The sequence below is a fragment of the Rhizobium sp. BR 250 genome (assembly GCF_047445855.1).
GTDB lineage: Bacteria > Pseudomonadota > Alphaproteobacteria > Rhizobiales > Rhizobiaceae > Agrobacterium > Agrobacterium tumefaciens_I.
This window is the reverse complement of the sequence record NZ_JARWKW010000004.1, coordinates 65,296-87,337: the sequence shown is the minus strand read 5'-3', so window position 1 is coordinate 87,337 and position 22,042 is coordinate 65,296. Positions and strand designations below refer to the sequence as shown.

General features: G+C 60.6%; 22 protein-coding genes. 11 read left to right on the top strand and 11 right to left on the bottom strand.

Going from position 1 to position 22,042, the window contains the following annotated elements:
• Nucleotides 1-2 precede the first annotated feature (2 nt).
• Entirely contained in the window at nt 3-932 is a 930-nt protein-coding gene (locus QD336_RS07845; RefSeq protein ID WP_269340691.1) for a DMT family transporter, read from the bottom strand.
• Between the two features lie 199 nt (nt 933-1,131).
• Here QD336_RS07845 and gcvA point away from each other — a divergent pair, with 199 nt between their 5' ends.
• Genes gcvA through QD336_RS07830 form a run of 3 tightly spaced genes read left to right on the top strand, consistent with a single transcriptional unit; the run spans nt 1,132 to nt 3,224 of the window.
• Nucleotides 1,132-2,034: a transcriptional regulator GcvA gene (gcvA, locus tag QD336_RS07840; RefSeq protein ID WP_499170119.1), complete on the top strand. Its 903-nt coding sequence runs from the start codon at nt 1,132-1,134 to the stop codon at nt 2,032-2,034.
• Nucleotides 2,035-2,077: 43 nt separating this feature from the next.
• Complete coding sequence (locus tag QD336_RS07835; protein ID WP_499170118.1) at nt 2,078-2,686, top strand: 3'-5' exonuclease; 609 nt, start codon at nt 2,078-2,080, stop codon at nt 2,684-2,686.
• A 46-nt stretch (nt 2,687-2,732) separates the two neighbouring features.
• Nucleotides 2,733-3,224: a CreA family protein gene (locus QD336_RS07830; RefSeq protein WP_269340696.1), complete on the top strand. Its 492-nt coding sequence runs from the start codon at nt 2,733-2,735 to the stop codon at nt 3,222-3,224.
• Between the two features lie 215 nt (nt 3,225-3,439).
• On the opposite strand, the gene QD336_RS07825 is transcribed toward QD336_RS07830, so the two are convergent.
• A complete protein-coding gene (locus QD336_RS07825; RefSeq protein WP_004430791.1) occupies nt 3,440-3,907 on the bottom strand; it encodes a chemotaxis protein CheW in 468 nt (155 codons plus the stop codon).
• Between the two features lie 224 nt (nt 3,908-4,131).
• Here QD336_RS07825 and QD336_RS07820 point away from each other — a divergent pair, with 224 nt between their 5' ends.
• The 3 genes from QD336_RS07820 (at nt 4,132) to QD336_RS07810 (ending at nt 5,999) form a co-directional block, all read left to right on the top strand.
• Nucleotides 4,132-4,290 (top strand): hypothetical protein, encoded by a 159-nt coding sequence (locus tag QD336_RS07820; protein ID WP_173987260.1) that lies wholly within the window; start codon nt 4,132-4,134, stop codon nt 4,288-4,290.
• A gap of 141 nt (nt 4,291-4,431) precedes the next feature.
• Complete coding sequence (sco, locus tag QD336_RS07815; RefSeq protein WP_499170116.1) at nt 4,432-5,040, top strand: cytochrome oxidase assembly protein Sco; 609 nt, start codon at nt 4,432-4,434, stop codon at nt 5,038-5,040.
• A gap of 80 nt (nt 5,041-5,120) precedes the next feature.
• On the top strand, nt 5,121-5,999 hold the full coding sequence (locus tag QD336_RS07810) for a 50S ribosomal protein L11 methyltransferase (protein ID WP_269340703.1): 879 nt from the start codon (nt 5,121-5,123) through the stop codon (nt 5,997-5,999).
• Nucleotides 6,000-6,146: 147 nt separating this feature from the next.
• Here the strand turns inward: QD336_RS07810 and QD336_RS07805 are convergent, their stop codons facing one another.
• Nucleotides 6,147-6,320: a hypothetical protein gene (locus QD336_RS07805; protein ID WP_269340705.1), complete on the bottom strand. Its 174-nt coding sequence runs from the start codon at nt 6,318-6,320 to the stop codon at nt 6,147-6,149.
• A gap of 293 nt (nt 6,321-6,613) precedes the next feature.
• Here QD336_RS07805 and QD336_RS07800 point away from each other — a divergent pair, with 293 nt between their 5' ends.
• Nucleotides 6,614-8,455 (top strand): aminopeptidase P family protein, encoded by a 1,842-nt coding sequence (locus QD336_RS07800; protein WP_499170113.1) that lies wholly within the window; start codon nt 6,614-6,616, stop codon nt 8,453-8,455.
• On the opposite strand, the gene QD336_RS07795 is transcribed toward QD336_RS07800, so the two are convergent.
• A complete protein-coding gene (locus QD336_RS07795) occupies nt 8,452-8,766 on the bottom strand; it encodes an AzlD family protein (protein ID WP_499170112.1) in 315 nt (104 codons plus the stop codon). The two genes, QD336_RS07800 and QD336_RS07795, sit on opposite strands and share 4 nt — an antisense overlap.
• Nucleotides 8,763-9,482 carry an AzlC family ABC transporter permease gene (locus QD336_RS07790; protein ID WP_269340709.1) on the bottom strand — a complete coding sequence of 240 codons (720 nt, stop codon included), beginning with the start codon at nt 9,480-9,482 and terminating at the stop codon, nt 8,763-8,765. Before QD336_RS07790 ends, QD336_RS07795 begins: the two co-directional genes overlap by 4 nt.
• A gap of 182 nt (nt 9,483-9,664) precedes the next feature.
• Between QD336_RS07790 and QD336_RS07785 the strand changes: the two genes are divergently transcribed.
• Nucleotides 9,665-9,901, top strand: coding sequence for a DUF2164 domain-containing protein (locus QD336_RS07785; protein WP_269340711.1), 237 nt, complete (start codon nt 9,665-9,667; stop codon nt 9,899-9,901).
• Nucleotides 9,902-9,965: 64 nt separating this feature from the next.
• Here QD336_RS07785 and pncA read toward each other — a convergent pair whose 3' ends face one another.
• The gene (gene pncA / locus QD336_RS07780; RefSeq protein ID WP_499170110.1) at nt 9,966-10,592 is read right to left on the bottom strand and encodes a bifunctional nicotinamidase/pyrazinamidase; all 627 of its coding nucleotides are present in this window, start codon (nt 10,590-10,592) and stop codon (nt 9,966-9,968) included.
• A 457-nt stretch (nt 10,593-11,049) separates the two neighbouring features.
• Here pncA and QD336_RS07775 point away from each other — a divergent pair, with 457 nt between their 5' ends.
• The gene (locus QD336_RS07775) at nt 11,050-12,336 is read left to right on the top strand and encodes a DUF2778 domain-containing protein (protein WP_499170109.1); all 1,287 of its coding nucleotides are present in this window, start codon (nt 11,050-11,052) and stop codon (nt 12,334-12,336) included.
• Between the two features lie 25 nt (nt 12,337-12,361).
• Here QD336_RS07775 and QD336_RS07770 read toward each other — a convergent pair whose 3' ends face one another.
• The 5 genes from QD336_RS07770 to QD336_RS07750 form a co-directional block, all read right to left on the bottom strand.
• On the bottom strand, nt 12,362-12,784 hold the full coding sequence (locus tag QD336_RS07770) for a DMT family transporter (RefSeq protein ID WP_499170107.1): 423 nt from the start codon (nt 12,782-12,784) through the stop codon (nt 12,362-12,364).
• On the bottom strand, nt 12,781-13,263 hold the full coding sequence (locus QD336_RS07765) for a DMT family transporter (RefSeq protein WP_499170106.1): 483 nt from the start codon (nt 13,261-13,263) through the stop codon (nt 12,781-12,783). The genes QD336_RS07770 and QD336_RS07765 overlap by 4 nt, the downstream gene beginning before the upstream one ends.
• Nucleotides 13,264-13,534: 271 nt before the next feature.
• Complete coding sequence (locus QD336_RS07760; RefSeq protein ID WP_499170104.1) at nt 13,535-14,347, bottom strand: glycosyltransferase family 25 protein; 813 nt, start codon at nt 14,345-14,347, stop codon at nt 13,535-13,537.
• A gap of 106 nt (nt 14,348-14,453) precedes the next feature.
• On the bottom strand, nt 14,454-16,928 hold the full coding sequence (locus QD336_RS07755) for an ATP-dependent helicase (protein WP_499170102.1): 2,475 nt from the start codon (nt 16,926-16,928) through the stop codon (nt 14,454-14,456).
• Between the two features lie 102 nt (nt 16,929-17,030).
• Complete coding sequence (locus tag QD336_RS07750) at nt 17,031-17,441, bottom strand: carboxymuconolactone decarboxylase family protein (protein WP_269340723.1); 411 nt, start codon at nt 17,439-17,441, stop codon at nt 17,031-17,033.
• Between the two features lie 224 nt (nt 17,442-17,665).
• Between QD336_RS07750 and QD336_RS07745 the strand changes: the two genes are divergently transcribed.
• Together QD336_RS07745 and QD336_RS07740 are read left to right on the top strand one after the other, a co-directional pair.
• Nucleotides 17,666-18,829 (top strand): efflux RND transporter periplasmic adaptor subunit, encoded by a 1,164-nt coding sequence (locus QD336_RS07745; protein WP_269340725.1) that lies wholly within the window; start codon nt 17,666-17,668, stop codon nt 18,827-18,829.
• Nucleotides 18,826-21,975: an efflux RND transporter permease subunit gene (locus QD336_RS07740; RefSeq protein WP_499170101.1), complete on the top strand. Its 3,150-nt coding sequence runs from the start codon at nt 18,826-18,828 to the stop codon at nt 21,973-21,975. Before QD336_RS07745 ends, QD336_RS07740 begins: the two co-directional genes overlap by 4 nt.
• Nucleotides 21,976-22,042: the final 67 nt, after the last annotated feature.

Below are 22,042 nucleotides of genomic sequence, written 5' to 3'. Positions count from 1 at the left end.
TGTCAAGCGGGCGCGTTGCGCAGCATGCTTCGGAGCTTGGCTGGCAATCTGCCATCGATGGCAGCCAGTCCTGCGGCAATCATCGCCATGCCGGCGAAATGCTTGAATTCCAGTTGCTCACCGAGAAGCAGCGAACCGAGCAAAATGGCGCTGACGGGGATGAGGAAGGTGACGAGCGCGAGATTGGTGGCGCCGGCGCTGGCGAGAATGCGAAAGAAGATCAGATAGGCGAGCGCGGTGGACAATAGCGCGATGCCGATCAGCGCCCCCCAGGTTCCAAGGCTTGGCATGGCGAGCATCCACGGCTTGTCGATGAAGAAGGCCGCAGGGATGAGCATCAGCGTCGAAGAGGATATCTGGCCGGTGGCGGTCATCAGCGGCGGTACGCCCATGGCCTTGAAACGGCGGCCGAATATGCCGGCGAAGGAATAGGAGATGGCCGCGCCGAGAATGGCGATCTGGCCCCAGAGACCGGATGAGCCGCCAAAGGCCGCCGGTCCGATCATGGTCGCCACGCCGACAAAACCGATCAGCACGCCGGCGAGCTTGTTGCCGGTCATCTTCTCGTCGGCGGTCAGAAAATGGGCGACGATGACGGTGAAGAGCGGTGTCGTGGCATTGAGGATCGAGGCGAGCCCGCTGGCGATCTGGGTCTGGCCCCAGACGATCAGGCAGAAGGGGATGATGTTGTTGAGCAGGCCCATGCCGAAAAAGGCGCGCCACACCGCCCATTCCCGTGGCAGGCGAAGACCCATGATGCGGCAGACAACCAGCAGCGCCATGGCCGCAAGACTGACCCGCAGCGTGACGATGGTGACAGGCGGCAGCTCCTTGACCGCGACACCGATGAAAAAGAACGATCCGCCCCAGAGCAGCGAAAGTGCCACCAGCATTGCCCATTCGCTGGCATCCATCTGTTTCTGTATCGCCATTTTCGTCTCCCACGGGGTATGAATATCGCTATTGTTGCAGACAGGGCTGTCGCCATCCACCCGATATCGGTTGAGTTTATCTGAAGTGGATATTGTTGGCCTGTCGCGGCCTTTTCTGTCCCATTGCGTCTATTTACGCCCTGTTTTATGGTTCTTTCAAACGATAGTTTCTCGTCAGGTAATTGAGCTGGGCTAAATCATGGCGGCTGAACTTCCATCGCTCAAGGGGCTGCAGGCCTTTGAAGCCGCGGCGCGGTATCGCAGCGTGACGCTTGCCTCCAACGAATTGAACGTCACGCCCGGCGCGGTCAGCCTGCAAATCCGGGAGCTGGAGGCGCGCCTTGGTGTGCAGCTGTTTTTCCGCAGGCCGCGCAGCATCCAGCTGACACGGGAGGGCGAGCGTTATTACGGTGCGCTTCGCACCGCCTTCCGGATGATGCGCGAGGCGACGGCGGAGCTGACGGCGCGATCCGAGATCACGGTTCTGACGCTGAGCTGCACGCCGACTTTCGCCGTGCAATGGCTGATGCCGAGATTGCCGGCCTTCCAGCAGCAGCACCCGCATGTGGATGTCCGCATCAGCGTCACCAACCGGCTGGTGGATTTTTCGCGCGACGATGTCGATCTGGCGGTGCGGCATGGCTTCGGCCGTTACGAAGGGCTGGAGAGCATCCGCTTCATCGATGACAGCACCCTGCCGGTCTGCGCGCCGCAGCTGCTCGAAAAATACGGGCCGCTTCGGGAGGCGGGAGACCTGAAATCCGTGCCTCTGCTGCATGATGAAAACCGCAATGAGTGGCGACGCTGGCTGGAGGCGGCGGGCGCATCGGAAGTCGACGCCTCCGGCGGCACCGTCTTCATCGACAGCAATGGCGCGCTGGATGCGGCCAAGGCCGGGCACGGCATTGCGCTGACCCGGCGTTCCCTCGTTTCCCGCGAGCTGGCTGAAGGCGCATTGATTGCGCCCTTCGGGAAAGACATGGCCAGCACACTTGCCTATTTCATCGTTTATCCGCGGCGCATGCTCGATAATCCCGATCTGGTGATGCTCATCGACTGGATGCTTTCGGAAGCGGGTTCTGCCGAGGCCGGTTCTCTTTGAGGTCAATCCGGTCTATGCCGGAATGAAACAACGGGAATCACTCTTGAAAACCATCGCCATCGATTTCGAAACCGCCAATGAGGAACGGGGCAGCGCCTGCTCCGTGGGGCTTGCGTGGATAGAAGAGGGTGAGATCGTTCGCGTCGAGGAACGTCTCATTCGGCCGAAGGACATGCGGTTTTCGCCCTTCAACATTGCCGTGCACGGCATTCGCCCGGCCGATGTCGAGGATGCGCCGGAATTTCCCGAGGTGATGGAGGAGTTCATCGACGACTTCCAGGGCGCCACCATGATCGCCCATAATGCCGCCTTCGATTTCAGCGTCATGCGGGCTTCCTTCGATAAATACCGGCAATCCTATCCGGACCTGTCCTATCTGTGCAGCGTCAAGATTGCCCGGCATGTCTGGCCCCAGCTCGAGTCGCACAAGCTGAATGTCATTGCTCATCACCTCCAGCTTCGTTTCGTGCACCATAACGCGGCGGAAGATGCCGTTGTCTGCGCGGCCGCTTCGATTGCCGCCGCCAGGGCGCTGCGCGTCGCGCATATTCGCGACCTGCCGGAAAAGATCGGTATGGTTGCCGGTCGTCTCACCTCCACGGGTTACCAGCCCTGCAGCATGAAAAAACGCGCCGCCTCCCGGCTTGCGTAACGCTTGCTCCCACCTATGTTTGAAGCAGCGTAACGGAGAAGATGCGATGAGGATGAAAACTCTCTCGGGTTTGTTTGCGGGCTTTCTGGCATTGCTTCCGGTGACAGCGGCGCATTCGCAGGTCGTCGGCGAGGTCGGTGTCGACTGGATCGGCAATGACATCGTCATCGAGGCGATCGCCGATCCGAAGATCAAGGGCGTGACCTGCCACGTCACCTATTTCGAGCGCGGTGTCATCGACCGGCTGAAAAACGGCAACTGGTTCGAAGACCCTTCCAACAACGCCATTTCCTGCAGCCAGACGGGGCCGGTGGAGATCGGCGACATTGATCTCTCCAAGGGTGGGGAAGAAGTGTTCCGGCAGGGCATGTCGCTGGTCTGGAAGAAACTCGTCGTCAGCCGTGTTTATGACAAGGCGAATGACACGCTGATCTATCTGGTGCATGCGCGGGAGCTGACGGATGGTTCGGCCAAGATGGCGATATCGACGGTGCCGCTCTATAACCAGCAGGTGACGTGGCAGAAGGGCAAGCCGTGAGGGCGCCATCGGGGCTGCTGCACCATACGCTACGCGCAACGTCATCCTCGGGCCTGTCCCGAGGATCCAATCACGTATCGTAAGAGCGATAGGTTGCAGATGCTCGGGACAGGCCCGAGTATGACGGAGGAGCGATTTCCGATCTTGTCGTGATCCTCAGGGCAAGCCGTAAGACCTGCCCGTCATATTATCAATGAAAGCCTTGGTAGCCTGGATCAGGCCGCTTCGCGTGCCAGCTCGTCCGCGATAACCGTGTCGAGGTTGAGGAAGCAGACCATGCTCTTTTCCAGCGCCACGATGCCACGGCAGAAGCTGCGCTGTTCTTCCGGAATGATATCCGGCGCGGGCTGCAGGTCTTCCGAGCGGATGGTCATCATGTCGGAGACCTGTTCCACCAGCAGGCCGACCAGTTTGCCGCCGATATCGGTGACGATGATGGCGGAGCGTTCGGAAGGTTCGGTCATCTTCATGCCGAGGCGGCCGGCCATGTCGATGACGGGAATGACGGCGCCGCGCAAGTTGATAAGGCCGAGAACATAGGGCGGCGTGTGCGGCATCGGGGTGACCGGCGCCCAGCCGCGGATTTCGCGGATCGCCATGATGTCGATGCAGAATTCCTGATCGCTCAGATGGAAGGAAACGATTTCGAGATATGCGCCGGATTGCTTGATGGCGTTGGACATGACGGCAGGTTTCCTCTGATGGCTCTCTAACAGGCCCGCGCAGGATTGAGCTTTATGCGGTGGCCGGAATGGACCGGGAGACATCATGTCGAGGCTTGAAAAACCGCTGCGGTCATCATGCGCAGCAAGATTTTAAACTTTCCCTAACAATTACCGCCGCTGGACCGCGAAAACCCAGTATTTTGGCGGTTTTCGCGCCTGCGCAAACAGGTTATAACAGGGATATGAAGGCACTGACGTCCCATCCGCTGAAGTTTATTCTGGCAAGTCTTGCCGCGGCGGCTTCGCTTGCCATCGTGCTTCTTGCCTTTGACGGCTGGGTGCGGCACGGCACGGATATCTTCCTGTCCGCCGTACAGAGTGGCATCGCCTGGTGCCTGTGATCCTTTTGGTCACTGCGGCTTTGTGACAAATCAGCGCGGTCGGCCCAAATACGGCCAGTTGATTTGCCGTCGCCGCTGCCGTTCGCTATCAGTCGGGGCAGGGCCTGCGATATGCCGTGGCTTCCGGGGTAGGATTGGACAATGAGAAATATTCGCATCGTATTGTGGGCCGTGGTGGTCGTTCTTGCCGGTGTCGTCAGCTGGTTGACGATCGAGATGACGAAAACCCGTGAGGAGATGGTGGAGACGGCCTATGGCGTTCCGTTCCAGCTTACCGCGCAAAATGGCCAGCCGATCACCGAAAAGGCGTTTCAGGGCAAGCCGACGGCGCTGTTCTTCGGCTTCACCCATTGCCCGGAAGTCTGCCCGACCACCCTGTTCGAGCTGAACGGCTGGATGGAGAAGGTGGACCCGGCCGGCGATAAGCTGCAGGCCTATTTCGTGTCCGTCGATCCCGAGCGCGATACGCCTGAGATCATGCAGCAATATGTCTCCAACGTCTCGAAGCGGATCACCGGCATCACCGGCCCGGCTGACAAGATTGCCGAAACGCTGAAGGGCTACCGCATCTACGCCAAGAAGGTGCCGGTGGACGAGAAGGATCCGAACGGCGATTACACCATGGATCACACGGCGTCCGTGATCCTGCTCGATGCCAACGGTCGCTTTGCGGGAACGATCGCTTATGGCGAAAATCCCGATGTCGCCGAGCAGAAGCTCCAGAATCTTCTTAAAGGCGCGAAGGCATAATTACGCTAGGCTTATTGGACTGGTGAAGGTTTTGTGGCAAAGGCAGATTGAGTAAGCCCTAGCCAGAGAAAGCAGCCGCCGTGAGCGAAATCCGCCTCTATGTCACCACGACCGAAATCAAGGCCGGTGAAATCCTCGATCTCATGTCGGACTATTTCGGCGAGGAGGACGTCGCGATCGCCACGACCGAGGTGGATGAGAAGCGCGATATCTGGGAAGCCTCCGTCTATTTGATGGCCGAACAGGAAGAGGAGTTCCGCGAGCGCGTCGAAGCGCTGCTCGCGCCCGCCTTTCCCGGTCTCGTCATTGAGAAGGAAATCGTTCCTGATGTCGACTGGATTGCCAAGTCGCTCGAGGGGCTGAAGCCGGTGCGGGCAGGGCGGTTCATCGTTCATGGCGCGCATGACCGCGACAAGGTGCAACCCCACGATCTCGCAATCGAGATCGAGGCGGGTCAGGCTTTCGGTACCGGCCATCACGGCACGACGGCCGGTTGCCTTGAAATGATCGAGGAGGTGCTGCGGGCGCGCACCGTGCGCAATGCGCTCGATCTCGGCACCGGCAGCGGTGTTCTCGCCATTGCCGTGCGCAAGATGCGCCCCATCCCCGTGCTGGCGACGGATATCGATCCCATCGCCGTCAAGGTGGCGAAGGAGAATGTGCGGCTGAATGGCATCGTTTCCGGGCTGGCGCTGGAAACGGCGCCGGGTTTCCACTCGGATGCCTTCCGCAAGCACGGGCCGTTCGATCTCATCATCGCCAATATTCTGGCGCGGCCGCTCATCAAGATGGCGCCGCAGCTCGTTACGCATCTGGCACCCGGCGGTACCGTCATTCTTTCGGGTATTCTCGCATCGCAGCGTTGGAAGGTGCTTTCCGCCTATAATGGCGCAAGGCTTTCCCATGTCCGCACCATCTGGCGTAATGGCTGGGTGACGCTGCATCTGCGCAAGGACTGAGGTTTTCCGGACATCTCTTTCGGGCAAAAGAAAAGGCGGCGCTTTCGCGCCGCCTGGAAACCCGCGAGCATGGGAGGAGCTTGCTCAAGCGGGTCGACGTATTCCTGTTCAGACGCGGGGGAGGGAGGATCGCCGCGCCCGACGTGATCAGAATACGTAGCTGGAATTTGCCTTGCGGCGGAGATCGGCGCGGTTCATGCCAAGCGCTTCGAGCGACTTGTCGTCGAGGTTCAGAAGGGCGGCGTTGACATGACGGCTGACCTGACGCTCGCGTGCTTCAATGACGCGATCGAAGGCGGTGCGGAGGAAAGATTTTGCCATTGCTTCAAATCCTTGTTTGCCAGGAGAGTGTCTCTCTCGCTGTGTTGACCTGAAGATAAGCGATGTGTTTTTGTTTGGTTAGAGGGGATGTTTCAGGGTAGGTGTGCGTTTTATGCATATCACTGTGCCTTCAGTATTACTTAATTTGCGGATTATGCACAATTTATCGCCGTATTCCGGTCTGTCATATATGGCTTGAAACCGGCTTTGTCGGCATGGCATTGTCGTTGCGCGCCAATGATTTGACGGCGCGGCCGAATAGCTTTCCTCACGACAGTTCCTGAAAGACACCCATGTTCCAGACCTTCGAAAACAAATCCGCGCCGCAATTCGGCAAGGCCCGCGTCGAGGCGCTGCGTGCCGGTTTTGATGCCCTCGGTATCGACGGTTTTCTCGTGCCGCGCGCCGATGAATATCAGGGGGAATATGTGCCGGAATGCGCCGAGCGCCTGTCCTGGCTGACCGGCTTTACCGGCTCGGCGGGKATTGCGCTGGTGACGCGCAACGAGGTCGTGGTGTTTGTCGATGGCCGTTATACGACGCAGCTCAAGTCGCAGGTCGATCAATCGATCTTTAGCGGCGGCGATCTGGTCGGTGCACCGCCGTCCGTCTGGCTTGCCGAACATGCTTCACAGGGGTTCCGGCTCGGTATCGATCCTTGGCTGCACACCGGCGCCGAGTTGAAGCGGCTGGAAAAGGTGCTGGCCGGCAAAGGCGGCTCGGTCGTCCTCCTGGAAAAGAACCCGCTCGATGCCCTCTGGCAGGACCGTCCCGCCGAGCCGCTGGAACCGGTCGTCATCCAGCCCGAAGCCTTTACCGGCAAGCTTTCGAAGGAAAAGATCGCCTCGCTCGCGGAAACGGTCTCGGCCAAGGGCGCGGATGCCCTGCTGGTCACCGACCCGTCCTCCATCGCCTGGATTTTCAATATTCGCGGCAATGATGTGCCGCATACGCCGCACCCGCTCGCCCGCGGTATCATTTATGCGGACGGCAAGGCGGATATTTTTCTCGATAAACGCAAGACCGGCATCGAGACCGAGGCCTATCTGGCGCAGCTTGCGACACAGCTGCCGCCTTCGAAGATCGCCGACCGTCTGCACGCCATTGCCAGTGCCAAGGGCCGGGTGATGGTCGATGCCGAGCTGACGCCGGTGGCGCTGACGGGTGCGGTAACGGCGGCTGGCGGTTCGCTCATCGAGGAGGCCGATCCTGTCCGTCTGCCGCGTGCGCGCAAAAATCAGGCGGAACTTGCCGGCTCGGCTGCCGCCCATGTGCAGGATGGTGCGGCCATGGTCGAATATCTCAGCTGGCTGGACCGCCAGCAGCCGGGCAGCGTCACCGAAATCGCCGCGGTCAAGGCGCTGGAGGCGGCACGCGCCAAAGTGGGGCAGGTGATGCAGAACCCGCTGAAGGATGTGTCGTTCGACACGATTTCCGGCGCTGGCGAACATGCCGCCATCATCCATTACCGCGTCACGACGGACACGGACCGCACACTCGCGGACGGCGAGATGTTCCTCGTCGATTCCGGCGCGCAATATGTCAACGGCACCACGGATATTACCCGTACCGTTGCGATCGGTGCGGTGCCGGAAGAGCAGCGGCGCTTCTTCACGCTGGTGCTGAAGGGCGTGATTGCCATCAGCGCTGCTCGGTTTCCCAAGGGAACGCGCGGCTGCGACCTCGATCCGCTGGCCCGTATCGCGCTGTGGAAGGCAGGCGCCGATTACGCCCATGGCACAGGCCACGGTGTCGGCTCCTATCTCTCCGTGCATGAAGGGCCGCAGCGTATCTCACGGCTTTCGACGCAGGAGCTCTTGCCCGGCATGATCCTGTCGAACGAGCCCGGCTATTATCGCCCCGGTGCTTTCGGCATCCGTATCGAAAACCTGATCTATGTGCGCGAGGCGGAAGAGGTGACCGGCGGCGACCAGCCGATGTTCTCTTTCGAGACACTGACCTGGTGCCCCATCGACAACAGGCTTGTCGTCGTGTCCCTGCTGACCGACGAGGAACTCAACTGGCTTAATGCCTACCACGCCAGCGTTCTGGAGAAGCTGTCGCCCCTGATCACCGATGAAGAGGTGAAGGCGTGGCTCGTTGCGGCGACGAAGCCATTGGAGCGGGCCGCTTAAAGCAGCCCGAAATGCCTGATGGCGATGACGATGGCCCAACCGATGGCGAGCATCGTCAGGCCGGGAAAGCGCAGGCAGACCAGAAGGGCTGCCGCCATGCCGATCTTCACCTCGTATCCGCCTTCAAAAAAGGCGGGTGCGACGAGCGTGGTCAGAACCGCAACGGGCACGGCATTAAGTCCCGCCTCCATGCGTGGCGGGATGGATTTCATCCGCGTCATCAGCACATAACCGCCGATGCGGGTGAAATAGGTGGCGATGGCGGCCAGCGCGATCAGGAACAGCGTATCGGCGTGAAGCATATCGTTCATGGTGTTTCCGCCCCGCTTTCGGAGGTCATCCCGGCCTTTGGTTTCGGCGGATAGAGGACCGCGACGATAATACCGGCAACCGCGCCCAGGCTGACATGCCAGGGCGAGCCAACGAAATGATAGGCCGCCGTCGCGCCGGCAGCGCTTGCCAACATGACAGGGTAGAAATTCTCCCGCTGGCGGAAGCTCAGGACCATGCCCATGAAATAGATCGGCAAAAGCACGTCGAGCCCGATGGCTTTCGGATCGCCGACGAGATTGCCGAGCGAGGCGCCGAGAATGGTCATGGCAAGCCACAGCACATAAACGGGTGCGGCAAAGCCCATGTACCAGGAAAAACCGACCGTGCCGGTGTTTTCGTATTTCCTGACCGATTCGGCGAATTGCGGATCGACCAGCACGAAGAAGCCTGCGGCTTTTTGCAGGAGCGACCAGTTCGAGATCATCCGGGCGATGGCGGCCGAATAGAGGATATGGCGGAAATTGACCGCGAAGACGGAAAGAACGATCAGCCAGGGGGCAACCTTCTGGCCGAACAGTTCGATACCGACCAGCTGGCTTGCACCGGCATAGACGGCGCCGCTCATGATCGTGGCTTCGGTGACGCTCAGGCCGTTATCGACCGCGACCGCGCCGAACAGCGCACCGAAGGGCGCGGCGGAGAGGGCGATCGGGAAACCGCTCTTCAATCCCTCGCGAAAATCTGCATTGAACATGTCTGGAAACTCCTTGCCGTCGCTCTATCGCCGCACCGGCCGGCTGGCAAACGAATTGCATGAATGGATCGATTGATTCCTTTGAACCTTCCGTTACGGTGACGCCTCATGCGGCGGCGCCGTGAGGAGAGGACCTACCGCTTTCTTCGCGCTTGCCCTCATGCGCAGACCATGGAGGATCGATGCTGGAAAAGCAGGAAAAGGCCGCTCTGGCCGCACGTATCAGGGACTATCTCGCCCGTGAGACAGAAACCGAGATCGGGCTATTGCAGGCGGAAATCTTCGTGGATTTTCTGGCCGAGGAAATGGGATACGTGTTTTACAATCAGGGGCTCGGGGATGCCCATGCGGCGATCCTGAGGCGGCTGGAGGATGCGGCTGCTGATATCGACGTGCTGGAGAAGGCTAAGCCGCGCTAAGGGCGCGACCTCCTCATTCCTGTGACAAGCACAGAAATGAGGAGAGCGGTAAGCCCAGTGCTGTTCAGTCCCGCAATATGTCGCGGCTCCTGAGAATGATCGCACCCTTCTCACGCATGGTCGCCACCGCGGCCTTGATGCCCTGCGGGTCGATGCCGCGGCTGGCATCCTCGATGAAGCGAACCTTGACGCCGGGCAGCATGTCGAGGGCGTCGAGCACCGAAAAACTGACGCAATAATCGGTCGCGAGGCCGCAGACGTCGAGTTGCGTCACGCCCTGGCGGGCCAGATAGTCTGCCAGTCCGGTCGTGGCCACCTGGTCATTGTCGCGAAAGGCGGAATAGCTGTCGATGGCGGAGTTTTCGCCCTTCTGCTGGATGTAATCGAAGGCTTCCGTCTTCAGGTCGGGGTGAAATTCCGCATCCGGCGTGCCTTGCACGCAATGGTCCGGCCACATCATCTGTGGCTTGCCGGAGAGTTCACCCATGTCGAAGGGCTTCTTGCCGGGATGCTGCGAGGCGAAGCTGCCGTGATTTTCCGGGTGCCAGTCCTGCGAGGCGACGATGAGATCGTAGCCGCCATTGTCGATCAGGGCATTGGCAATGGGCACGACCCGGTCTCCATCGGCAACGGCCAGATTGCCGCCCGGGCAAAACCCGTTCTGGATATCGATGAGCAGCAGCGCCTTCATGATGTGCCTCCCTTTTTGGCTCAGGATGCCAAGCCGGCTTTGGCGGATCAAGCCCCTTTTGATCTGTCGGGCCGGCGCGGGTGTTTCCGGCAAGGGGTTGGCCTGTCGCAGTCCTGCCGCATTTGCAGCAAATTTCCGGCCAAGTCGGAATTTACCTGACAATGCGGCGACGGAAATTTTTTAGGCCGATGACGCCCCTTCAAGGGGCATTTCCCGGGACGATGCGGTGCTGATGCACGCAGTACCCGCGCAAGTCATTGTTTTGCCTTCGCCTTACAATGCGCAGACCTTAACGAAAGATTTTTGCAGGGACTCGTAAACACTTTGGTTACCATAATTCGTCATGCTTCGAACCAGTCAATTCCGAAACCGGCGTGGTGTTTGCCCGCTCTTCGGATGTCCCAAAATCCCTCCGGCATCGGCCGGGTATGCGTGAACGGTTCGAGTAACGAGTATCATGGCGTTTTCTGCTGCGGCCTATAATGGTGCCGGCTTTGCCGGTTCGTCTTCCGCCAAGAGAGGCAAATCCTCTTCGCTCGGACGGATGTCCGCACTTCTCGGCGGTGGCGTCTTCGCTGGCCTCTTTGCAGTCGCTGCCTTTGCGTCGCTGCACAGCATGGCTGCCGCCTCGCATGGTGTCGGGCAATTTGAAAAGACCCTCGTAACGCGACTGGATTCCGCCGAAATGGCGGTTGCCCGCTCGGCCGCGCGCGATATTCACGTCCGCAAGTTTTCCCGCCTGAGCGACCACAGCCATGGCCAGCAGAAGGCCGTTCGCCTTGCCGGCATCATGCCCGAAATCGGCGCGAAGGAATTTGGCGAGCGATTTGGCGCGGTTGCGAATGCCAAGGGGCAGGCCACGGTGAAGGAGTTTGCAGCTCTCAAGCCGTCGGCAATCGTCGATTCGGCGCTGGGACGCACGTCCGAGGTCGCTTATCAGGGCGCGGTTCCGCAGCATCCGGCATTTGAAGTGGCGCTGGCGCGGCCGCAGATCGAAGAAGAGGCAAGCAGCCTGCTTCCCGACGATGTGCCGCTGCCAAGCTTCAGGCCTGAAGTCGCGACGGCTCAGGCCGTCGAACCGTCGCCGCGCCCCGCCACGCCCTCCAAGGCCGAGGAACATGTTCCCGCTGTTGCTTCCGCACCCGCGTTTGATGCGCCGGTTCCGCTGCGGGCACCTGCGCCGCCGAAGCAGAGCACCGGCGCCATGCTCGCCTTTGCGAAACCCGACAATCCGATGCGTGAGCCGAGCAAGATGGATGCGGTTCCCTGGCCGGACCGCGGTAATGGCACGGCGATCTACGATATTTCCTCCGGCGTGGTGCATATGCCGAATGGCGAGAAGCTGGAGGCGCATTCCGGCATCGGCAAGATGCGCGACAATCCCGACTATGTGCATGTGAAGATGCGCGGCTCGACGCCGCCTTCCAGCTATCGCCTGACGATGCGCGAGGCCCGCTTCCATGGTGTGGAAGCCATTCGCCTGACCCCGGAAAATGGCGTCAACCCGCATGGCCGCGACGGCCTTCTTGCCCACACCTACATGCTGGCGAAACGCGGCGAATCGAATGGCTGTGTCGTGTTCCGCGATTACCCGCGTTTCCTCGCGGCGTTCAAGCGCGGTGAGATCAAGCGCATGGTGGTGGTGCCGAAGCTGAACGGCAACCGCCCGACGCTTGCGAGCAGTGGCGGTAAAAGCGGTGGCAAGACGCTGCTCGGCATGTTCTCGCGCGGCAGCGATTCCTGAGCGGATTTGATTTTAGCGGAATGCCCTAGCGGCGGCGCTGTGTCAGCACCATGCCGCCAAGGATGAGCAGGATGCCAAGCGCGCTTGCCCAGATTTTCGGCGGGTGATCGCTGAAAAGATCAAGAACGACGCCCGATACCATCTGGCCGCTGATGACGAGAAGGGCCGTATTGACCGCGCCGATGCGGGGAATGAGCCAGCTTCCCGAAGCGATGAAAACGACGCCGATGGGGCCGCCGATAAAGGCAAGCCAGGGCGCGTCGGCAGCACCCGGCGGAATGAGGCCGCCGACGATGAGGCCGATGACGGTCAGCACCGCGAAACCAACGATATGGTTCCAGAAGGAAGCGATCAGCGGCGAGTTGGACAGGCTGAGGCGGCCATTGATCTGCCGGCTCAGCGCCACGAAGACACCGCCGGCAAAGGCCATGGCGATCCAGACGATCATGCCGCTCTCCCGACAAGAATGATGAGCGCGCTGCCGCAGAGAATGAGGGCCACCGCCGCCATGTCCTGCAAATCCGGTCGCCGTTTTGGCAGCCCGAAGAGGCCGAAGAGATCAGCCAGAAGGCTGAAGATCACCTGCCCGCCAAGCCCGAGCGCAATGGTGCCGGAAAGCGCCAGCGGCGAATTGACCGCCGTGGAGGTGAGGATGACGATGGCGGCACCCACGACACCACCGCAATAGGCCCAGAGCGGCGCTTTTGGTTTTTCTGTCGGGCCCGCATCCTTTTTCGGGCGCATGATCGCCAGATAGAGCAGGGCTGCAACAGTGCCGGTGCCGTGCGCCGTCCACGAGGAAAACAGCGCATTGCCATAATGGGCAAGCTGACCGTTGAAATGCACCATCAGCGTCAAAAGGCAGCCGCTTGCGAAGGCGGCGGCGAGATGCAGTGGGTTCAGGCGGGGATGCGTCGTTTCTGTCATGGCGGGCCGGGAAAGCTGAAGATGAAAACGAGCTTTAGCCGATATGTGCCTGAAGCGGAATCGAATTGCGCCGATGCAAGGCTTCAGGCGACATTATCCTGTGTGTCGAGGAACAGGCGACGCCGTCGCGCATTATTCCACCATGAGGAAAACGACCCGCAAACCATTGAACCGGATGACGATTTTCGTCATTTCGATCGTCATTCCCGCAGCCGTGATTGCGGCTGTCTATCTCGTTGGCTTCACACCCGGCGAGGTGTAAGCCGCAGGTTCAGTTGCTGGCAGGAATTGCTTTGGTCTTGCCGCGTTCCATTGCCACCTTCGCCTTTGCTATTAAAAAGCGGATGCCGCGCAGCAGGAACCGGCTGGTTTCCAGATAGGCGCGATAGGGCAGAACGGTGAAATACCGCCAGCGCGGCAGGCGGTAGATGCGCAGATTGTTCTGGATCTGGCTTTCGCCATCCGCATCCTGCGTGGCGCAGAGCGGATAGATGAAGGCCGCCTTCAGGCCGGCGAGATATTCCAGATCGAAGGCAATGTCATAAGCGAGCCGCATGGGAATGAGTTTCGATATCCATTTCCCGGCACGGCGGTTGACGAGGTAGGCCCCCGATCCCTTTTCGCGGGTGAGTGCCACTGCCAGCGAACGGCCATTGGACAACGGGCGGAATGCAAATTTGCGGCCGTTGCTGACCGTCGTCAGCCGCAGCAGATCCCAGTCGCCGCCGTTCAGCACCGCTTCGTCGATGGCGTTCAGAAAATCATTCTCGAAGACAACATCGTCTTCGAGAATGAGGGCGATATTGGCATCGCTCGCCATGAATTTATTGGCGCAGGTGACATGGCTGAGATAGCAGCCGATCTCCGGCGGCGAGGTGCGGCGGCCATGCATGAGCATGTAGGAAATTTCACTGAATTCCGGGATCGGGTAATTCAGCTCCCTGCCATTGACGCCGGCTACACGCTCCGCCTTCAGCCCCAAAGCGTCGAGGCGGGCGTTCATATCGGCGAGGCGCTTGGTGGCGCTATCCATATTGATCAGGAAAACGGCAAGCTTGCGCCGGCTTTTCGGTAATATATGCAAAGCAGTCCTCGCCCGGTTTTTACACCCCTGTTGCAACTCCTTTATTGCAACGACATGACGCGGGCTACGGAAAAAAAGCGGGCTTCAGGCACCTATAGTTGCCGAATCAGGCCTTTTCCACAAATCCATCCAGCACGCGCTTTTGCCCGGCGCGGTCGAAGTCGATGGTCAGCTTGTTGCCTTCGATGGCGGAGATATTGCCATTGCCGAATTTGAGATGGAAAACGCGGTCGCCGACGAAGAATTTCGAGGGCGTGTCGGCCACGGATTTCGCCACCAGCTCGCCGTCGATGGTGCGGGTGCGCGGGCCGCTTTCGCCATAACCGATCCGTTCCACCGCATGGCCGGAGCGGGTGCCCCAATTGTCGCGGGTGGCGTCGCTGCGGTTCTGCTGCGCGCGCTTCCAGCCGGGGGTGGAATAATTGTTGGTAAAGGGATCGGCCTTGTCGAAACGTGACTGGCCATAGCCGCCGCGTCCGCCATAACCGCCGTAATTGCTGTCGGAAGCCGCCACATCAACATGCGCGGGCGGTAGTTCGTCAAGGAAGCGGGAGGGCAGGGTGGATTGCCACAGCCCGTGAATGCGGCGGTTCGACACGAACCAGATATGGCAGAGCTTCTTGGCGCGGGTGATGCCGACATAGGCCAGGCGGCGTTCTTCCTCCAGACCGGAGCGGCCGCCTTCATCCAGCGCCCGCTGGTGCGGGAACAGGCCTTCTTCCCAGCCGGGCAGGAAGACGGTGTCGAATTCCAGACCCTTGGCGGAATGCAGCGTCATGATGGAGACGGCGTCGAGATTCTCGTTCTGCTCGGCATCCATGACGAGCGCGACATGCTCGAGGAACCCGCGCAGGCTTTCGAAGGCTTCCATCGAGCGGATGAGTTCCTTGAGGTTCTCCAGCCGTCCGGGCGCTTCGGCCGTCTTGTCGGCCTGCCACATGGCGGTATAGCCGCTTTCGTCGAGGATTTGTTCGGCGAGCGTGGTGTGTTCGGTGTTTTCCAGCAGGCCCTGCCAGCGGCGGAAATCCTGCACCACGTCGAACAGCGCCTTGCGGGCCTTGGGCTTCAGCTCATCGGTCTCGATGATGTCGGCGGCTGCCGCCAGCATCGGAATATCGCGGGCACGAGCATAGTCGTGCAGGTTACGGATCGTCGTATCGCCGAGGCCGCGCTTCGGCGTGTTGACGATCCGCTCGAAGGCGAGATCGTCGGCCGGCTGGCAGACGAGGCGGAAATAGGCCATGGCGTCGCGGATTTCGAGGCGCTCATAAAAGCGCGGGCCGCCGATGACGCGGTAATTGAGGCCAAGCGTGACAAAACGATCTTCGAATTCGCGCATCTGGAAGGAGGCGCGAACGAGGATGGCCATATCGTTCAGCTTGTGGTTCTTGCGCTGAAGCTGCTCGATCTCCTCGCCGACCGCGCGGGCTTCTTCTTCGGAATCCCAGGCGGCATGCACCACGACCTTTTCATCGTCGGGGCTGCTGCGCTCGGTGAACAGTGTCTTGCCGAGACGGCCCTCATTATGGGCGATCAGATGGCCGGCCGCACCGAGAATATGTTCGGTGGAACGATAGTTGCGTTCGAGCTTGATGACCTTGGCGCCGGGGAAATCTTTGTCGAAACGGAGGATATTGTCCACTTCCGCGCCGCGCCAGCCATAGATTGACTGATCGTCGTCACCGACGCAGCAGACGTTCTGCGGTTCGCCCTTGGCGCGCTGGGCAAGCAGCCGCAGCCACATATATTGCGCCGTATTGGTGTCCTGATATTCGTCCACCAGAATATAACGGAACTTCTGGTGATACTCCTTCAGGATATCCGTATGGCGGCGGAAGATGCTGATCGGATGCAGCAAAAGATCGCCGAAATCGCAGGCGTTCAGCGTTTTCAGCCGGGCCTGATAGGCGGCGTAAAGCTCACGGCCCTTGCCGTTGGCGAAAGCACGGCTGTCACCCTCCGGAATATCCGGCGGCGTCAGTCCCTTGTTTTTCCAGCCGTCGATCATGCCGGCGAACTGTTTGGCCGGCCAGCGTTTGTCATCCAGACCTTCGGCCTGAATGAGCTGCTTGATCAGCCGCACCACATCGTCGGTATCGAGAATGGTGAAATCCGATTTCAGGCCGATGAGTTCGGCGTGGCGGCGCAGCAGCTTGACGCCGATGGAGTGGAAGGTGCCGAGCCAGGGCATGCCCTCGACGGCGCCGCCAATCAGAACGCCGATACGTTCCTTCATCTCGCGCGCGGCCTTGTTGGTGAAGGTCACGGCAAGAATCTCGCGTGGGTAGGCGCGACCGGTGGCAATTATATGGGCGATGCGGGTCGTCAGAACGCGGGTCTTGCCGGTGCCGGCGCCGGCGAGGACGAGAACCGGGCCATCCAGCGTTTCCACGGCTTCGCGCTGTTCCGGGTTGAGACCGGAAAGATACTCGGGGGCGGGCCGTGCCTGATCACGCGCCGCCATGGCGCGGGCAGCAATGCCAAGCCCGCCGCTGCTTTCCGCACCGGCATTGTTCGTCGCCCTGCGCGGCGCCACGGGTTCTTCATCGAAGAACGGCATATCGTCAAAACTGTTGCTCATGCGGCCCAATGTAGTGATTCGGGATATAAAGGCCAGAACCGTGTTCTGCTTTTATTCCGGTATCAACCGTCAAAACGCCTATTCCAAGGCATTTTTTAAGGCTCATGCCTTCCTGTCGGCGTCGAAAGCGGCATCCACGGGCACTTGCAGCGCCACCGCAAGCTGGTTGGTCCTGGCGGCGAGCGCGATCACCCGCATCAGATCGGCGTGCTGTTCCCTGGTCATGCCCTTGGCTTTTGCGGCCGCCGTGTGGGAATGGGCGCAATAGGAGCAGCCATTGGTGACGGACACCGCGATATAAAGCATTTCTTTCACCAGTGGATCGAGCGCCGAAGGTGTGGCCATCACTTCCTTGACCTCGGCCCAGGTTTTTTCCAGTAATTCGGGGTCGAAGGCGAGGTAGAGCCACATATTGTTGATGAAGTCCGATTTGCGGGTAGTGCGGATATCATCGAACACGGCCTTGACGCGTGGATCGGTTTCGGGATTTTGCGTTTTCGTTACGGTGCTCATGGCTTCCTCCGGCTCATTTTCCGGGGGCAGATTATCGCGTTGAAGAATATTTGCGATAAAAATGGCCTTCGCCGTGCCTTCGACGAGAATCCATCACAAATTACAATTACGTAAGAAACGGATTTGTGCGTTGCCTCGTTTCAGACGAGCGGGAATACTGCGCATGTTCCGAAGTGAGTGCTTCAGGGGCGGCTTTGTGCTGCGATGATCGACCGGAGAAATATATGCGGGTCTGGAAACAGGTGGGTGTCAGTCTTGCCGTGGTAGGGGCGGGTCTCTGTCTTTGGGGCGTTTATTCGTCCGAAGGCCGCAATCTGCTTGCCGGCATGGGGCTCGGCAAAACGCCTGCCGGTGCTATTGAACTCGCCGCATCCGGCGCGGGGACACCCGCATCGTCGGGCCAGAATGCCGGCGGCAACCGCCGTAACGGCAATGCCACGCTGGTGGTCACCGCTCCGGTAAAGACAGGCACGGTCAACGACAGGCTGAATGCCATCGGCAATGGCGAGGCGATCCAGTCGGTCGTCGTCATGCCGCAGACCTCCGGCACGCTTTCGGAAATCCGCACATCGTCCGGCGCACGCGTCGTGAAGGGGCAGGTGCTCGCCCGGCTGGATGACGAGGAGCAGGTGATCGAGCGCGACAAGGCGCAGGTCTCGCTGCGCAGCGCCGTTGAAAAATCCAACTCCTACAAGAACCTGAAATCCGTCTCCCGCCTCGATGTGCTGGATGCACAGATTGCCGAAGAGGCCGCCAAGCTTGCGCTGAGCACCGCCGAACTCAACCTCAGGCGCCGCGATATCGTCGCGCCCATCGAAGGCGTGGCCGGTATCGTCGCCGCCAATATCGGCGACAACGTCACCACACAATCAACCATCGTCAGCATCGACGACCGCTCCGAGATTCTCGTTAATTTCTGGGCGCCCGAACGGTTCGTGACTGCGATCAAACTCGGCATGTCGGTGGAGGCGACCTCCATTTCCCGCCCCGGCGAGACCTTCAGGGGCGAGGTCGAGGCAATCGACAACCGCGTCGATGAGGCAAGCCGCACCATCCGCATCCGGGCGAAGTTCGGCAATGAGAAGGACGAGCTCAGGGCCGGCATGTCCTTCGGTGTTACCATGCGTTTTGCCGGGGAGACCTATGCCTCGGTCGATCCGCTCGCCGTGCAATGGGATGCGGAAGGGGCCTATGTCTGGCGCGTCGTCGACAACCGCTCGAACAAGGTGCGGGTGCAGATCGTGCAGCGCAATCCCGATGCGGTTCTCGTCAAGGCCGAGCTGGCGGAAGGCGAGCCGGTGGTGATCGAGGGCCTGCAGCGCGTCAGGGAAGGCGGCGCGGTCCGTGTCGGCAATCAGCCGAAATCGGAGGAGGTTGCCAGCCAATGACGACGCAGCCGCCTTCCGGTCAGGATTCGAAGCTCGCCTTCACCGCACTCTTCGTGCGCCGGCCCATACTGGCAGCGGTTCTCAACACGCTGCTGGTCGTTGCCGGCCTTGCCGCGCTGGTGGGCGTTGAAGTGCGTGAATTGCCGGATGTCGACCGGCCATCGATCAGCGTCAGAACCACCTATGACGGGGCGGCTCCGGAAACCATCGATCAGGAGGTGACGCAGACCATCGAAGGCGCTGTCGCCCGCGTCAGCGGTGTCAAATCCATTGCGTCCAATTCGCAATTCGGAACCAGCCGCGTGACGATGGAATTCGGCGACAATGTCGACATGGCCGTGGCCGCGAACGATGTGCGCGACGCCATCGGCCGCATCGCCGACCAGTTGCCGGACGATGCCGACGAACCGCAAATCATCAAGGCGGATTCCGACAGCCAGCCGATCATGCGCCTTGCCGTCACCTCGTCCACGCTCAGCATGGAGGATCTGACCAAGCTGGTGGATGACGAAATCATCGACCGCCTGGCCGCCGTCGATGGCGTTGCCGATGTGGAGCTTTACGGCGATCAGGAAAAGGTTTTTCGCGTCGATCTCAACCAGGCTGCGCTCGCCAGCCGTGGTTTGACGGTGACCGATGTTTCCAACGCGCTCGCCAGCGCCGCACTGGACGTGCCGGCAGGATCGCTGAAAAGCACGACGCAGGACATCGTCGTGCGCGCCACGGCCAGCCTGACGAAGCCGGAAGATTTCTCCAACCTTCTCATCAAGAACAATATCCGCCTTCGCGACGTGGCGACCGTCATGCTGGGTGCGGACGATGAATCCACCTCGCTGCGCTCCAATGGCGTGCAGGGCGTCGGTCTCGGTATCATCCGCCAGGCGCAATCCAACACGCTCAATATTTCCACCGGCGTGAAAGCGGTCGTCGACACCATGACGGCCAATCTGCCGAAAGGCACGCAGGTCGTCGTCACCAGCGACGATGCCGTCTTTATCGAGGGCGCGCTGCACGAAGTGGAGCTGGCGCTCGGTCTTTCGGCGATCATCGTTGTCGTCGTGCTTTATCTGTTCCTGCGTGACTGGCGCGCCACCCTCATTCCGGCAATCACCATGCCGGTGGCGCTGATCGGCACCATCGTTGCCATCTACATGGTCGGCTTCTCGGTCAATATTCTGACGTTGCTCGCCATCGTTCTGGCGACGGGTCTCGTTGTCGATGATGCCATCGTGGTTCTGGAAAATATCGTGCGCCGCCGGGCGGAAGGCATGGGGCCGCGCGCCGCCGCGGTTCTCGGCACCCAGGAAGTCTTCTTCGCCGTCATCGCGACGACGGCCACACTAGCCGCCGTCTTCATTCCGCTCTCCTTCCTGCCGGGCCAGCTTGGCGGTCTGTTCCGCGAATTCGGTTTCGTGCTCGCCTTCGCCGTGGGCTTGTCCTCGATCGTGGCGCTGACGCTCTGCCCGATGCTCGCCTCGCGCATGTTGAAGCAGGGGCTGAAGGAACCGACAGGACCGCTCGCATGGTTCGGCAATGTCTTTGCTTCCACCTACAAGACGACCCTTGCCGCCTGCCTCAACAATCCGCTGATCGTTATCGTCGTTGCGCTGATCTTTTCGGGCCTGTCGTGGATCGCCTTCGGCATGATCCAGAACGAGCTGACGCCGCGCGAGGACCGCGCCTCGATCATGATGCGCATCACCGCGCCGCAGGGTGTCAGCCTCGAATATACGCGCGACCAGTTGCAGCGGATCGAGGAAAACCTGCAGCCGCTGCGTGACAGCGGTGAAATCCGCAATATCTACTCCATCACCGGTATGAATGGTTCGTCCAATACCGGTTTCATGGTGCTGACGCTCGCCCCCTGGGCGGATCGCGAGCGCACGCAGAACCAGATTGCCGCCGATGTCACCTCCGCCGCCAACAAGGTGCCGGCGCTGCGTGGCAACGCAGCGCAGCCGAACAGCTTGCGCATTCGCGGTGCCGGCAACGGGCTGCATATGGCAATGGTCGGCAGCAACTATGGAGCGCTGACCGCCGCGACGCAGAAACTGCTGCTTTCCATGGAGGAGAGCGGCCTGTTCGATACGCCGCGTTTCGATAACGAGCCCAACCAGGCGCAGCTTTCCGTCTCCATCGACCGCGAGCGCGCTTCCGATCTCGGCATCGACATCACCGGCCTGTCGCGCGCCATGCAATCGCTTCTGGAAGGGCGCTCGATCGTGGATGTCTTCGTGGATGGCGATGCGATCCCGGTCAGGCTCCTGTCCTCCACCCGGCCGATCAACGATCCGACCGATCTTGAAAACGTCTTCCTGAAAACGGGCGACGGCAAGATCGTGCCGATGTCGGTCATCGCGACGTTGAAGGAAAATGCGGTCGCGCCGCAGCTCAATCGTGAACAGCAGCTTCCCTCCGTCGGCTTCACCGCCAACCTGAAGGACGGTGTTTCGCTCGGCGAGGCGTTGCAGAAGGTCAATGAGCTGTCGCAATCGGTCCTGCCGCCGGGCGCCCGCCTGCTGCCGCTCGGCGAGGCCGCGACGCTCGAGGAAAATTCCAGCGGCATGCTGCTGACCTTCGGTTTCGCCATCGCCATCATCTTCCTCGTGCTGGCCGCACAGTTCGAAAGCGTTCTTAGTTCGGTCATCATCATGACCACGGTGCCGCTCGGCCTTGCCTGCGCGGTCATCGCGCTGCTGGTCACCGGATCGAGCCTCAATGTCTACAGCCAGATCGGGCTTGTGCTCCTCGTCGGCGTGATGGCCAAAAACGGCATTCTCATTGTTGAGTTCGCCAACCATCTGCGTGATCAGGGTGCGACCGTGCGCGAGGCCATCGAAAAGGCCACCAGCATCCGCCTGCGCCCGGTGATGATGACGATGATCGCCACCATTCTGGGCGGCGTGCCGCTGGTTCTGGCGCAGGGGGCGGGTGCGGAAGCGCGCATCGCGCTCGGCTGGGTCATCGTCGGCGGCCTCGGCTTCGCGACGCTGGTGACGCTTTACATCACCCCGGTCTCCTATCTGCTGATCGCCCGCTTCGCCAAACCGCAGGCGGATGAGGAAATTCATCTGCACCGCGAACTGGAACTCGCCGCCCGCCGCAAGGCGCTGGAGGAAGACAAGCCGCTGCTCGCTGCGGAATAGGAAGGGGTTTTCGCCAAACCGCATCCGGCGCAATCGCGATGCTGGACAAAGCGTTAACCTTATCCCA